Raw genomic sequence first — 13,459 nt, forward strand, 5'->3', positions numbered from 1 at the left:
GATGCCTGCCATACTCGGAATGAGCCAATTGAGTATGACTTCACTCGCCGGCCGCCCTGGGGACACCGAAAGACCGGAAGCGTGTCGGGCTTGAGCGATCGTCACGAGCCGAATGCGGAAGCTGAAGCGGTGACGGATTCGACCATTCTTGAGGCCCACGGTGGCCTCCTGCGACGAAGGGGCGGATATCGGGGGCTACCGGACGGATACTCACTGCACTGAAGATCGATCGATCGTTTATTGCCACGATGGCGGTGGCCCCCAAGGGGATGAGCATCGTCTCGACGATCACTTCTCTTGCTCATTCACTGGATGTGAAGGTCATCGCCGAGGGCGTGGAGACCGAGGATCAGGCGGCTTCCTTGAGGCGTTAGCACTGCGACGAGTTGCAGGACTTCCTGATCAGCCGGCCATTGCCACCAGAACAAGTGCCTGCGTTTCTGCACAAACATTGTTCCAAACCGCCCGCCGCCCAAACGTCGCATGGTTAACCCGCAACTTTACACAAGCCAGCACTGGGGCTCGTGCCGTCGAATTATTGACACCATAAAACGCGCCATCACGAGTAGTAGCGCCTTTACTGACGGAGCCGTCCTAGCAATGCCTCGAAATCGTCCTGGCATAGGGGTTTGGAAAACAGGTAGCCCTGGGCGTAGTCGCAGCCCTCACGGGCCAGGAATTGCAACTGTGCCTCCCTTTCCACACCCTCAGCAACCACCTGAATGTCTATGGCGTGAGCCATACCGATAATGGCCTTCAGTATGCGGTCGGCATCACCATCCTGGCCGGTCTTATTGATCAGTGTCCTGCCCACCTTGATACTACCCACTTGGCAGTCTTGAAGCGCGGCGATGGAGAACGGCTCAATGCCAAAATCGTCGATAGCCAAGCGTAGCCGCAAATCTGCCAAACCACAGCTCTCGACCGGATCGATACCGCAGGCGACGAGGTTGCTCAGGGAAATGGGGGTCAGTTCAATGGTGATCCGGCTGCCCTCGAGATCACTTTCCATCAACCGCGCCCACCATTGTTCCACGAGGGTTGGGGTGAAAAAGGAGGCGGGTGACTCGTTAATGTGGATCGGAAAGGGCTCGTCCTCCTGGTTGCGCCACCGGAGCGAGCAGGTCACAGCCTGCTTCAGGACATAGCTATTGATACTGTCCATCATGCCGTCGGGTTCGGCAATGATGAGAAAGGTGGCCGGAGTGAGTTGCCCCTTGTCCGGATGATTCCATCGGAGCAAGGCCTCCGCCCTGGATATGGCTCCCGTGCGGATGTCAATGATGGGCTGGTAGTAAACCTCTAGTTGGTCCTCCCTGATGGCATCGCCCAGTTCCCTGTGCAGCCGCATGCGCTCTGACTCGTTCGGCTCCATCCAGGACTGATAGATCTGAATCTGGTGGCCCCCCTGCTTCTTGGCGGCGTACATGGCCTGATCGGCATTGTGCATCAACTGGTCGCCATCCTTGCCATCATCGGGGAACAGGGTCAGGCCGATGCTACCGGAAAGGTGAACTCGTTGGGAATCCACGTCAAACGCCCGTTCAAGATCGGCCAGCAGTGCCTTGGCCGCCCTCATGGCACCTTCCCTGCCAGTGTTTTTGAGAATGACGGTGAATTCGTCTCCGCCGAGACGAGCCACGGTATCCACGGTCCGGACGTTTTTGGCTAACCGCTTGGCCACCTGCTCCAGCAGGCGGTCGCCGGCCTTATGGCCCAGCCGGTCATTGGCCTCCTTGAAGCGGTCCAGGTCAATGAACAGCAGCGCAAAGGAGCGATCACCTCGTTCGGCCTCCAGCAAGCACTGCCCGAGCCGATCCTGGAACAGACGCCGATTGGGGATGCCCGTGAGCGAATCGAAATTAGCGCTTCGCCAGACCTGATGTTCGGCCTTTTTGCGCGCAGTGATGTTCCGTGACATCAGGGCGACGGCTTCCACTTCATCCCGGTCGTTACACACCGGGATAAATTGTGAGTCAAAGTACAATTCTCGGCCTGACGGCAAATGGCCATGAAAATCCCCGCGCTGGGGCTGACTGGTGGCAACGGTTGCGGCAATCGCATCGTGTACCTGGGTAGCAAAGGCCAGACCCAACTCAAGCGCAGTTTTGCCAACGTGGTCCTGGGCCGGCGTACCGACCAGATTGGCCATCGGCTTGTTAAGGACCAGGAGCTTGCCGTCGGGATCGAATAGGGCGAAGGGGTCGGGGGAGACGTTCAGTACGGCTTCGAACAGGCGTTTGTCCTGGTCTTTGCGAGCGGAATAGCTCGACACCGAGTTGGCGATCAACTGGTCGATGGCCTCGTTGAAACGCACCAGATCGTAGATGTCCTCGGTGGTGAGGCCCTGCTGCTCATCGCCCCAGAGCCGGGTTACTCGCTCCCGCAGCGCCCGCAGTTCCAGTATGACCTGTAGGAGGGTCATGCCCTGCTCCAGGCGGCCAAGGCCATGTTGCTCACCGGCGAAGGAAACGGGGATTACGGCGTTGCCAAGGGACTTGCGGGTCGACTCTTCCGTGGTCTGGGCCGTCAACAGGTCCTGGATGATGAACTGCAGCATCTCCCGGGCATGGTCCCTCAGGGAGATGCTTTCTTCGCCTAAAGATTCCCGGGCGAGTTCCAGCGCGGCCTCTTCCCAGTCTTCAAGCAACCGATCCATTTGCGTCTGGAGAAATTGGGCAAGCTTCATGGCCGTTCCCAAGGGATTTGCTGGCGAGTGTTCACGGGATAGCACCTCAGGTGAGGTCTGATCTTGTCGCCAAGCCAAGCCAAGCCAAGCCAAGCCAAGCCAAGCCAAGCCAAGCCGGATCATGGGACTGCTTCCGGAAATTGTCTATGCGCATCCGCACGTCCTCCACTCCCCCTACAGAATCCCCACGCCGCCGGGGGCACAATCGGCCTCGCACCCGGATCGGCACCCCCACCCTGTTGACCGACCTAACCTTCCAATAAGGCAAATTGTTTCAATCCCGCACTGCGCCCGATAGCCGGGGGGAGTCGCCCCAGGGACTTCACCTCTTCATCACCACTCACACCCGCGCCGCTTGGCAATACGCTTGATCTTGGTTCATCCTTGATCCCGATTCTCCAGCCAAGGGCTTTTCATGGACGCCTCGGGTGAGTGTAGACCGTTCCCTCATGTGGTGGACACCTGTCTTCTGCTCACCGGGTTGTGGCAGGCCGGGGTGACTCCCCTGCGGGACATATCCCCTCGATGGACGCCGTCATGGAATGCGGAAGGGCTCAAAATTCATGGATGAATGCCATCAGGTGCCCTGAATGCCTGCTGGGTGCCGATCATCTGTCACACCGCGACGATCGTGCCACCACGGAGATGCAGGCAGGCTTCCTGAAACGGCCGGTTCTGTGGTGTAACGCACAGACAATGCACCAGAGCATTGTGTGGAATGCGCTTGACAATGACGCCATGTCCCGGACAGTGCACCACGCACATTGTCTCCTATGTCCCCGATTCGCCGTCTGCAAAGCCTGCGGCGCTGAGGCGTTGCTACGAACTCATGCCCCACGGGAGTCGGACATGATTGAGGGTCTCACTCGAAATGCCGCTCGCAACATCTTCTTCGGCGGGTCGCTGTTCTTCTTCCTGGTCTTCATCGGCCTGACCGCGCATAGCCACTACTACGTCGTCACGACATCCACCGACCATGCCGGTCTGACTGATTCGGTCAAGCATGGCAAACATATCTGGGAACAGAATTCCTGCATCAACTGCCATAGTCTGCTCGGTGAGGGGGCCTACTTTGCGCCCGAACTCGGAAACGTGTGGAAGCGTTACGGTGGCGAACACAGCCCAGCCGGTGCGCGCAATGCACTGAAGATCTGGATGCGGATCCAGCCGACCGGCATCGAGGGACGACGACAGATGCCGGGGTACGATTTCACCGAAGAAGAATTGGATGCGTTGATCGACTTCCTGGAATGGACCAGCCGAATCGATACGCAGGGCTGGCCGCCGAATATTTCCGGTTGAGCGCTGACGAGAATCTCACCGCACCCAGGGGGGCAGGAAATGAGGTATCAAACCCAGAAAGTCGCCTATCCATTCTTTATTGCCGCGCTGGTGCTGTTTGCCGCGCAGGTCATCTTCGGTGTGGTCGCCGGCGCCATCTACGTCTGGCCCAACCTGCTCAGCGAAGCCATGCCGTTTCACATCGTTCGCATGAGCCACACCAACCTGCTGATCGTGTGGCTGCTGATCGGTTTCTTCGGCGCAACCTATTACCTCCTGCCGGAAGAGGCGGAAACCGAGATCTATAGCCCGAATCTGGCCTATGTCCAGCTCGGGCTTTTTGTCTTTGCCGGTGCCGCGGCGCTGGTGGGTTACCAGTTCGGGATCCATGAGGGGCGCGAGTTCCTGGAACAGCCGTTGTGGGTCAAGATCCTGATGACCATCTCGTTTCTGATGTTTCTCTACAACGGCACCATGACGCTGATCAACGGTCGCAGGACCGCCATTTCGGTGGTGTTGATGATGGGGTTGTGGCTGGCGGCCATCTTCTGGCTGTTCGCGTTCTACAACCCGGCCAACCTGTCCCTGGACAAGATGTACTGGTGGTACGTGATACACCTGTGGGTCGAGGGCGTGTGGGGCCTGATCATGGCCTCGCTGCTGGCTTATCTCGTGATCAAGATGACCGGCGTCGACCGCGAGATCATCGAGAAATGGCTGTATGTCATCGTCGGGCTGGTGCTGTTTTCCGGGCTGCTGGGGACCGGCCACCACTACTACTGGATCGGCCTGCCGGGCTATTGGCAGCCTGTTGGCAGTTTCTTCTCGGCGCTGGAAGTGTTGCCATTGTTTGCCATGGTGATCTTCGTCTTCTACATGTTCTGGCGCGGCAGCCGGAACCATCCCAACAAGTCAGCCATCCTGTGGACACTGGGCTGCGCAGTGATGGCGTTCTTCGGCGCCGGCGTCTGGGGTTTCATGCACACCCTGTCGTTCGTCAACTATTACAGTCACGGCACGCAGATCACCGCGGCCCACGCTCATTTGGCGTTCTTCGGCGCCTACGTGATGCTCAACCTGGCGATCTTTTCCTACGCCCTGCCGCAGCTTCGCGGCAAGCAGCCGTATAACCAAGTGCTCAACATGTGGAGCTTCTGGCTGATGACCAGCGGCATGGCGTTCATGACCTTTGTCCTCACCTTCGCCGGCGTGATCCAGACCCACATGCAGCGTGTGGTCGGTCAGCGCTACATGGATGTCCAGGACGACCTGGGCCTGTTCTATACCATGCGCCTTGGGGCCGGCGTGGTCGTGGCCATCGCGGTGCTGATGTACATCTACGCGATGCTTGGGCCCGCGCGCGAGCAATTGCCCGCCGGTGCCCCGCACCTGGCTGCCGGGGGTGGCGTCAAAGGCAATCCATGAGTACCGAGCTCGCGCAGCCCGCAGCGGATAACGGGATCCCGTTCTACCGTGAAACCGGCTATGAATGCACACTGTTTGAAAAGGCTTTTGAGCAGTGTCTACCCTTGCTGCTCAAGGGGCCGACCGGCTGCGGCAAGACCCGCTTCGTGGCGCACATGGCCGCCCGGCTCGGGCGGCCGCTGTTTACTGTCTCCTGCCATGATGACCTGACCGCCGCCGACCTGACCGGCCGCCACCTGCTGATCGACGGCGAGACGCGCTGGGCGGATGGCCCGCTGACCCGGGCGGTGCGCGAAGGCGGCATCTGCTACCTCGACGAGGTGGTGGAGGCGCGCAAGGACGTCACCGTGGTCATGCATCCGCTCACCGACGACCGCCGCGTGCTGCCGCTGGAGCGCACCGGCGAACTGTTGCAGGCGCCGCCGGAGTTTATGCTGGTGGTCTCCTACAACCCCGGCTACCAGCACATCCTCAAATCGCTCAAGCCCAGTACACGCCAGCGCTTTATCGCGCTCACCTTCGATTTTCCGCCCCCCGAGATCGAGATCGAGATCGTCTCGACCGAAAGTGGTTTGTCGAAGGATTTGTGCGCCGGGTTGATCAACCTGGCCCAGCGAATCCGTGCGCTCAAGGGCCAGGACCTGGAAGAAGGTGTATCGACGCGCCTGCTGGTCTATTGCGCCACCCTGGTCCAGGCCGGCATGCCCATGGCGCGCGCCGCCCGTCACACCCTGATCGACCCGCTCAGCGACGAACCCGATGTCATCGCCGCGCTCGAGGAGCTGGTCGGGCACGCGTTCGGTTGACGGCCTGGTACGAATTCGAGGAGCACGTCGGCCGCTGGTGGCATCACTGGGCGGCCTCGGCGATCAGCTACCCCGAACACCCTGAAGCCGAAGTCCGTTTCGAAGACTTGCGCGATACGCTCGCGGTCTACTTTCGCGCCATGGGGGGCGGTCGGTCGCTGGCGTTGGTCACCGCCAGTGCGCAGGATTCCCGGCACCGGTTGACCCTGCGCCAGCGCCTGGGGCTGGAGGCCGAGCCGATGGAACGCGCTCGCCGCGACGCCGAGAACGTGGTGCTGCCGGCACGCATGGCGTTATTCCCGCAAGCCGCGCTGAACCGCGACGTGTACTTCTGGCTGGCCGCATTCCTGGCCGAGGTTCGCCAACTGCCGGCGCCCGCCGACCCGCTTCAATGCGACCTGATCGAGATTGCCGAGGCGGCCCGCGCAAGCGATGCACTGTGCGAACGCCTTCCCGGGCTCGCGGTCCGTTACCGGCGGCTCTGCGCTGTTCTCCTCGACATGCGCCCGGAACGTGCCCTACCGCCCATCGAAGCCGATGTCGAGGCGCTGATCCGGCACCTGTTGGGTCAATCGGATGCACTGGTATCACCCGGCAGGCTGCTGCGCAGGATTGTTGCGGGTGAAGAACTGGCCAGGTATGGCGCGCCAAGCGGCTACCGCCCGCCCCTACCGGTGCCCCTGTGGGGGTATGCCTGGACAGACGAGACCACCTCGCCGGCCGCGTCGCAGTCCGATCCCGAGATTGACCAGGAGGCGGCCAGCGACTCCGATGGCGTCCGGCGCAAGGCCGAGCGGCGCCGCCTGGATCAGACCGAGCGCGATGATCCGCTGATGCTCAACCCCTTCGAGAAGATGCTGTCGTGGTCCGAGATGGTCAACGTCAATCGGCCGATCGACGATAATCAGGAAGACGACGCGCGTCAGGCCGCCGACCAGCTCGAACGCATCACCGTGACCCAACACGAGCGCAAGGCCGCGTCGCGGCTGAAGATGGAGTTGGAGCTTGCCGGCACGGACGTCGACGCGTCACCGCTGAGCGCCCCCAGGACCTACCCGGAGTGGCACTACCGAAAGAACCGGTACTTGGAAGAGTACTGCGCCGTCTATGCCCAAATCGCGCCGGAAATGGCCCCCAACGGCGAACCAGGCGCAGCGCCGGACGCCGAGGCGCGCCGGCGCATCAACCGCGTTCGGCGGCAGTTCGAGGCGCTTAGGCCCAGGCGCGAACTGCAGCACCACCACGTGGACGGCGATGAGATCGACCTGGATGCACTCGTCCAGTCGATCGCCGAGCGTGCTGCCGGCGGACACCCCTCGGAAAACGTCTACCTGCGCTGGCGCGACCAAACCCGCGACCTGGCCGTGGCCACACTGGTGGATGTGTCGTTATCGACCGATGCCTGGGTGGCGGATCGCCGGGTGCTGGATGTGGAAAAAGAGGCGCTGCTGGCACTGGCACACGGCGTTCAGGCCTGCGGCGATGATCAGGCGATCTACACGTTCACCTCGCGCCGGCGCCATCGCGTGGACATTCGGCAGATCAAGGGTTTCGAGGAGCCGGTGACGGCTGCCACGGAGCGCCGCATCGCCGCACTGGAACCGGGCCTTTACACGCGCATGGGCGCGGCGATACGCCACGTGGCCGGAGAGCTTGGCCGACGCCCGAACCGGCACCGGCTGCTGCTGGTGCTGACCGATGGCAAGCCCAACGACACCGATCACTACGAGGGCCGCTTCGCCGTGGAAGACACCCGCATGGCGGTGCGGGAAGCGCGGCGCGAGGGCTTGGCCGTATTCGGCGTGACCATCGATGCCGAGGCCCGCCAGTACTTTCCAGCCATCTTCGACCGCTCGGGCTACGCCATCGTGACCCGTCCGGCCGGCCTGGCCAACGCGCTGCCACTTCTGTACCGGCAACTGATTCGTTGATCGCCGGTAAATGCCTGACCTCTACGCCCGATGCCTTCCGATCCTCAAAGTCGCACAGCCAGGCCTTCAACGGTCCGTAGTACGCATCCAACGCAGATAGGATGTGAACCGGTTGTTCAGTGGCACTGGCCACGGTGGTGGACGCGTACCTCTCGCCCATCCTCAAGCGCTACGCCGATCAGGTGGCCTCGAAGCTTGGCGACACCTGTCTGGTGTTCATGACCGGCAGGATGCCCACTGCGCGATGTGTGTGAGCGATCTACGTATTCCTACGCATTACCCCTTCCGGTCGTGCCCCCTAATCTAATCGCAAGCCTGGACCAAGACCCAGGCCCCGCGAGCCCTCTTCATTGATTAAGGAGCACGACCATGACCCAGAAGACCACACCATCCCTCTCCACCGCCAGCGTGGCCGGTGCCTTTGCACTGGCCGTGGCTAGCGCCATGGTTGCGCCAAGCGCGGCGGCGTCGTCGTCCACCATGGAAAAATGCTACGGTGTTTCACCCGCCGGGGAAAATGACTGCGCCGCCGGACCCGGCACGTCCTGCTCAGGGACCTCCACCCAAGACTACCAGGGAAACGCCTGGACCTTGGTGCCTGCCGGCACCTGTCAAGACATTGAGCTGCCGGGCGACCGACAAGGCAGCCTGGAGCCACTGGACCGGGACCTGCCGAGGCAGTCCTGAGATACCGGCCCTGACCCCATCGTGACATCGCTACCGCAGGGACGCGGTACTCTGATCCGTCGCAGGAGGTTCCATGTCTGATCTGACGCCCCCCCTGACATTGGCCGGCCCTGATGCCGTCCCCCGATCCGCCGGTGTAGGGCTCAAGCCAGCCCATTATCGGACGATCCTTGAACAGGGGCCCGACATGGGTTGGTTCGAGATCCACGCCGAGAATTACATGGGCGCCGGAGGGCCACCCCATCGATATCTGACCGCCATCCGCGAGCGCTATCCCTTGTCCGTTCATGGTGTGGGTCTGTCCATTGGCGGCGCGCGGGCGCTGGACCGCCGGCATCTCAGCCGCCTGGCCGATCTGGTCCGTCGCTACCGTCCGGGACTGTTTTCAGAACACCTGGCCTGGTCCACTCACTCCAGTGGATTCCTGAACGACCTGCTGCCCCTGCCCTACACCGACGAGACCCTGAATCGGGTCTGCCGCCACATTGATCAGGTGCAGGAGGTGCTCGGACAACGCCTGCTGCTGGAGAATCCTTCCACCTACGTTCACCTGGCCGACAGCACGATCAGCGAGGTGCAGTTTCTCGACGCCGTGTCGCATCGCACCGGCTGCGGCTTGCTGCTGGATGTGAATAATGTCCAGGTGTGCGCCACCAACCATGGGTTTGAGGCCCAGGCGTATCTGGATGCGTTCCCCATGAATCGGGTGACCGAGATCCATGTGGCCGGCCACGACCAGCAACAGGACGACGAAGGCCGGCCCCTGCTGATCGACACCCATGACCGCCCGGCTACCGACGGCGTGTGGCAGTTGCTGGAACACACCCTGACCCTCACCGGTCCCTTGCCCGTGCTGATCGAGTGGGACAACGACATCCCTTCATGGTCGGCCTTGTTCGATGAGTCCCGCAGGGCCCAGCGCCTGCTGGATCGGCACATCCAGCATCCGGAGGCGGGCCATGCCCTCGCAAGCTGAATACGAGGCCGATTTCGTGCAGGCCCTGCGCCAGCCACGGATACCGCCGCCCGCAGGTGTGCGCCACCCTGGATCTCAACCGCCGGCGCTGCGCTTTGGCGTCTATCGCAACAATGTCCACGTCAGCCTGGTAGAGGCCGTGACCCGACTCTATCCCGTGGTGCAGCGTCTGGTGGGAGAAGCATTCTTTCAGGCCGTTGCACGCCGCTTTGTGGGGCAGGTGCTGCCCGACAGCCCGGTGCTGATCGACTACGGGGAGACGTTTCCCGACTTTCTCGACCACTTTGAACCCGCCGCTCGCCTGCCCTATCTTGGCGATGTGGCCCGCATCGAGTGGGCCTGGCACCGTGCCTATCATGCCCAGGACCAAACACCCCTGCCACCGCAGGCCCTGGCCCGAATACCCCCCGCGCAAGTAGGACACCTGCGTCTTGGATTGCATCCATCCCTGCAGGTACTGGACTCCCCCTGGCCGGCGCTTTCCATCTGGCATACCAATCGCCACGATGCCCAGGTGAGACGTATCGATCGGGACAGCGGCGGTGAGGCCACCCTTGTCTGCCGACCCGATATGGAGGTCCTGGTCTGCGCTGTTCCCCTGGGCACGGCGGCCTTGGTACGGACCCTGAGCACGGGGGCCAAGCTGGAACAGGCGACCACCCAGGCTGTGGAACAGCCCGGTTTCAATCTGCAAACCAGCCTTGTGGCGCTGCTGAGCAGCGGCGGCATCACTGCGTTTCGATTCTGACGGGACCAGGCCCATGCACATGAATACATTCTCCCCCTCCCTGACCCGACGCTACTGGCGCCGGGTGGTGTCGATCAGCGGCATGGGCCTGTTACTGCGCAGCCTGATGCTCATCACCCTCTACTATGCGGTGGGCATGTGGGGGTTTGTCTTCACCCCGGATGCCCACGGTATTCCGCTGGTATGGCCCGCCACGGGCGTGGGACTGGCCTTCGTGTTTCTCTATGGCTACGGGATGCTGCCCGCCGTGGGCGTTGCCTCCGCCCTGATCACCTGGCAGTTCACTTCAGCAGCGGTTCCCCTGCTCGAATCGGTCGGGATCGTCGCGGCCACGGTCGCGGGTGTGGCCCTGGGCGGGTACCTGCTGCGGCGCCTGACCATGAGGCCGCGACTGGACCGGTTGCGGGATGTGTGGCTGTTGCTGAGCGTTGGCGCCGTGGCGGCATCGGGACTGGCCGCCCTGGCTGGGGCCTGGGGTATGGCCGTTGGCATGGATGACGTGCGGTTCAGCCAGACCTGGTGGCTGTGCTGGGTGGCAGACCTCATGGGACTGGTGCTGGTGGCCCCGGCCCTGATCACCTGGCTGGGTGCGCCCACGCGCCTGCCGGGATCAGTGCGGCTCGCGGCCCTGGCGCTGGGCCTCGCCATTACCGGCATCACCACCCTGGTGTACTCCGGCATACTGCCTGCCATGGTGGCGATGCCACTCTCCTACGCAGTGTTCCCGCTCATCATGCTGGCGGCCGTACGCTGCCCGATTCAGATCACCTCAGGGCTGATCCTGATCACCGGTGCCATTGCCTTGTCGGGAACCGGCTGGGGTCTGGGTCCTTTCGCTGACATGGGTCTGGGCGAGAGCCTGTTGTCCCTCAATGCCCAGTTGGCCCTGCTGGTCCTGACCGGACTGGTACTCAATGCCCTGAGCCATGAGCGCGCGGCGGCAGAAGCCCGGGCGCGCCAGTACCTGGAGGATCTCGCCCGCGCCGGACGACTGAGCACGCTGGGCGAGTTGTCCTCCAGTCTGGCCCATGAACTCAACCAGCCATTGTGTGCCCTCTCCAGCTATGCCCAGGCCTGCAAACGCCTGCTGGCCCGAGGCAAAATGGAAGACCTTCAGGAGGCGCTGGGTCAACTCGACGCCGGCGCCCATCGGGCCGCCGAAACGGTGCGCCAGATGCGGGCCTTTGCGGCCGGCCAGACCCCCGAGCAACAACCGGTGTCGCCCCGTGATCTGGTCCACCCGGTCCTTGAACTGCTGCGACCGGAGCTGAATCGACGCCACATCCGACTGGAAGTGGACCTTCCCGACACGCTGCCCAGGGTCTCGGTGGTCCCCCTGCAGGTGGAGCAGATCCTGATCAATCTGCTGCGTAATGCCATGGATGCCGTCCACGGCCTGAGACCGGCGCGCATCGATCTTCAGGTGGCATCCACCCGCGAGGGCGTGACCATGACCGTCACCGACACCGGACCGGGCATTCCGCCGGAGCGGCTGGCACGGCTCTTCGATCCCTTTGCCACCTGGAAGGAAGGGGGATTGGGCTTGGGTCTCTCCATCAGCCGATCCCTGGTCGAGGCCCACGGTGGTCGGTTGATCGCGCGCAACCGGCCCGAAGGCGGGGCCGAATTTCATTTCACTCTCCCCTTGGAGACTCACCATGCCAACCCATAGACCCCATATTCACCTCGTGGATGACGATCCGGATGTGCGCGCCGGGGTGAGCCTGCTGCTCAAGAGCGAGGACTTTCATGTCCGCGCCTTTGCCGATGCCCAGGCGGTGCTCGACTTCGTGACACCTCAAACGCCCGGTTGCCTGATCCTGGATGTGCGTCTGCCGGACATGGATGGACTCACCTTGCAGCGCCGGCTCAAGGAACAGGACATCCGCATGCCCATCGTGTTCATCACCGGCCATGGGGACATCCCCATGGCGGTGCGGGCGCTGAGTGAGGGAGCACTGGATTTCCTCGAAAAACCCTTCAGCGATCAGGCATTGATCGAAGGGGTACGACACGCCCTCGAAAGGGATGCCGAGCAACGCGCGGGTGCCCAGGAGGTGGCGCACCTGCAGGCGCGGCTAGACTCGCTGACCCCTCGGGAACGCGATGTACTCGAGGGACTGTTGGATGGCAAGCCCAACAAGCTGATCGCCCGCGACCTGGATGTGAGCGTACGCACCGTGGAGATCCATCGCAGCAATCTCATGCAGAAGATGGGGGCCAAGGGTGCATCCCACCTGGCTCGGTTGGCCCTGGCCTGCAGCGAATATCAACACCGTCTGCTGCCGACGACCCCCATCGATGAAAAGTCCCTGTCCTGAGCCGAGACGCACCGGCGACGGGTGGCCCCTAGCAGAGGAGAGTGCCTATGAACACGTCCATCCACCATGCGGGCAGATCAACCGGTCAGACCCTGATGCGGCTGATCGATGCCAGCGCGCGAGGGTTCCAGTATCTGCCCGCCTCGCTGCCGGCCCTGCTGCTGCGGATCGCCGTGGCCATACCCTTCTGGCGATCCGGGCTCACCAAGTGGGATGGCCTGCAGCTCTCTCCGGGGGCACGCTGGCTGTTCGAACACGAGTTTCAGCTGCACCTGCTGGGCAACACCTATCCCATGCCCCTACCCGTTCTCAGTGTGTATCTGGCCGCCATGGGTGAAATCCTGCTGCCGATCCTGCTGATCCTGGGGCTGGGCACCCGTTTTGCGGCCCTGGGGCTGTTATTGATGACCGTGGTCATCCAGCTGACCATTCCCGATGCATGGGCCACGCACCATTTACCCTGGGCCGCCATGCTGCTGGCCATCATGACCTGGGGGCCGGGAAGGGCCTCCCTGGATCATGCCCTGGCGCGGTGGTACCGCAGCCCATGACAGGCTGGAACCGGCAATGGCTGGTACGCGGGATCCTGCTGGCG

The 13,459-nt window shown here is 62.6% G+C and carries 13 protein-coding genes; 12 read left to right on the forward strand and 1 reads right to left on the reverse strand.

Features of this window, described 5'->3' with window-relative positions; genetic code table 11:
* The first annotated feature begins 224 nt into the window (after positions 1-224).
* The gene (locus LQ956_RS14345) at positions 225-374 is read left to right on the forward strand and encodes an EAL domain-containing protein (protein WP_347402225.1); all 150 of its coding nucleotides are present in this window, start codon (positions 225-227) and stop codon (positions 372-374) included.
* Between the two features lie 203 nt (positions 375-577).
* On the opposite strand, the gene LQ956_RS14350 is transcribed toward LQ956_RS14345, so the two are convergent.
* The gene (locus LQ956_RS14350; RefSeq protein WP_238630266.1) at positions 578-2,812 is read right to left on the reverse strand and encodes a putative bifunctional diguanylate cyclase/phosphodiesterase; all 2,235 of its coding nucleotides are present in this window, start codon (positions 2,810-2,812) and stop codon (positions 578-580) included.
* A 726-nt stretch (positions 2,813-3,538) separates the two neighbouring features.
* Here LQ956_RS14350 and LQ956_RS14355 point away from each other — a divergent pair.
* The 11 genes from LQ956_RS14355 to LQ956_RS14400 all read left to right on the forward strand — a co-directional run bounded on the left by LQ956_RS14355 (position 3,539) and on the right by LQ956_RS14400 (position 13,415).
* Positions 3,539-3,991, forward strand: coding sequence for a c-type cytochrome (locus LQ956_RS14355; protein WP_238623265.1), 453 nt, complete (start codon positions 3,539-3,541; stop codon positions 3,989-3,991).
* Between the two features lie 39 nt (positions 3,992-4,030).
* A complete protein-coding gene (locus LQ956_RS14360; RefSeq protein ID WP_238630265.1) occupies positions 4,031-5,395 on the forward strand; it encodes a cbb3-type cytochrome c oxidase subunit I in 1,365 nt (454 codons plus the stop codon).
* Complete coding sequence (locus LQ956_RS14365) at positions 5,392-6,201, forward strand: CbbQ/NirQ/NorQ/GpvN family protein (protein WP_238630264.1); 810 nt, start codon at positions 5,392-5,394, stop codon at positions 6,199-6,201. Before LQ956_RS14360 ends, LQ956_RS14365 begins: the two co-directional genes overlap by 4 nt.
* Positions 6,198-8,132 (forward strand): nitric oxide reductase activation protein NorD, encoded by a 1,935-nt coding sequence (locus tag LQ956_RS14370; RefSeq protein WP_238630263.1) that lies wholly within the window; start codon positions 6,198-6,200, stop codon positions 8,130-8,132. Before LQ956_RS14365 ends, LQ956_RS14370 begins: the two co-directional genes overlap by 4 nt.
* Before the next feature lie 119 nt (positions 8,133-8,251).
* On the forward strand, positions 8,252-8,386 hold the full coding sequence (locus LQ956_RS14990; RefSeq protein ID WP_255722557.1) for a hypothetical protein: 135 nt from the start codon (positions 8,252-8,254) through the stop codon (positions 8,384-8,386).
* A 115-nt stretch (positions 8,387-8,501) separates the two neighbouring features.
* Entirely contained in the window at positions 8,502-8,819 is a 318-nt protein-coding gene (locus tag LQ956_RS14375; protein WP_238630262.1) for a BufA1 family periplasmic bufferin-type metallophore, read from the forward strand.
* 73 nt (positions 8,820-8,892) lie between these two features.
* Positions 8,893-9,795, forward strand: coding sequence for an MNIO family bufferin maturase (gene bufB / locus LQ956_RS14380; RefSeq protein WP_238623270.1), 903 nt, complete (start codon positions 8,893-8,895; stop codon positions 9,793-9,795).
* On the forward strand, positions 9,779-10,543 hold the full coding sequence (locus LQ956_RS14385; protein WP_238623271.1) for an HvfC/BufC N-terminal domain-containing protein: 765 nt from the start codon (positions 9,779-9,781) through the stop codon (positions 10,541-10,543). Before bufB ends, LQ956_RS14385 begins: the two co-directional genes overlap by 17 nt.
* A gap of 19 nt (positions 10,544-10,562) precedes the next feature.
* Positions 10,563-12,215, forward strand: a complete 1,653-nt coding sequence (locus LQ956_RS14390; RefSeq protein ID WP_238623272.1) for an ATP-binding protein — start codon at positions 10,563-10,565, stop codon at positions 12,213-12,215.
* Positions 12,202-12,864: a response regulator transcription factor gene (locus LQ956_RS14395; RefSeq protein WP_238630261.1), complete on the forward strand. Its 663-nt coding sequence runs from the start codon at positions 12,202-12,204 to the stop codon at positions 12,862-12,864. The genes LQ956_RS14390 and LQ956_RS14395 overlap by 14 nt, the downstream gene beginning before the upstream one ends.
* 47 nt (positions 12,865-12,911) lie before the next feature.
* On the forward strand, positions 12,912-13,415 hold the full coding sequence (locus tag LQ956_RS14400; RefSeq protein WP_238630260.1) for a DoxX family protein: 504 nt from the start codon (positions 12,912-12,914) through the stop codon (positions 13,413-13,415).
* The last annotated feature ends 44 nt before the right edge of the window (positions 13,416-13,459 follow it).

This window comes from Ectothiorhodospira lacustris (assembly GCF_022227845.1).
Lineage (GTDB): Bacteria > Pseudomonadota > Gammaproteobacteria > Ectothiorhodospirales > Ectothiorhodospiraceae > Ectothiorhodospira > Ectothiorhodospira lacustris.

Bases quoted from the DNA above. Each gene is read 5' to 3' on its own strand.
- LQ956_RS14350 (WP_238630266.1), bottom strand. From the start codon at position 2,812: ATGATCCGGCTTGGCTTGGCTTGGCTTGGCTTGGCTTGGCTTGGCTTG.
- LQ956_RS14355 (WP_238623265.1), top strand. From the start codon at position 3,539: ATGATTGAGGGTCTCACTCGAAATGCCGCTCGCAACATCTTCTTCGGC.
- LQ956_RS14360 (WP_238630265.1), top strand. From the start codon at position 4,031: ATGAGGTATCAAACCCAGAAAGTCGCCTATCCATTCTTTATTGCCGCG.
- LQ956_RS14365 (WP_238630264.1), top strand. From the start codon at position 5,392: ATGAGTACCGAGCTCGCGCAGCCCGCAGCGGATAACGGGATCCCGTTC.
- LQ956_RS14375 (WP_238630262.1), top strand. From the start codon at position 8,502: ATGACCCAGAAGACCACACCATCCCTCTCCACCGCCAGCGTGGCCGGT.
- bufB (WP_238623270.1), top strand. From the start codon at position 8,893: ATGTCTGATCTGACGCCCCCCCTGACATTGGCCGGCCCTGATGCCGTC.
- LQ956_RS14385 (WP_238623271.1), top strand. From the start codon at position 9,779: ATGCCCTCGCAAGCTGAATACGAGGCCGATTTCGTGCAGGCCCTGCGC.
- LQ956_RS14390 (WP_238623272.1), top strand. From the start codon at position 10,563: ATGAATACATTCTCCCCCTCCCTGACCCGACGCTACTGGCGCCGGGTG.
- LQ956_RS14395 (WP_238630261.1), top strand. From the start codon at position 12,202: ATGCCAACCCATAGACCCCATATTCACCTCGTGGATGACGATCCGGAT.
- LQ956_RS14400 (WP_238630260.1), top strand. From the start codon at position 12,912: ATGAACACGTCCATCCACCATGCGGGCAGATCAACCGGTCAGACCCTG.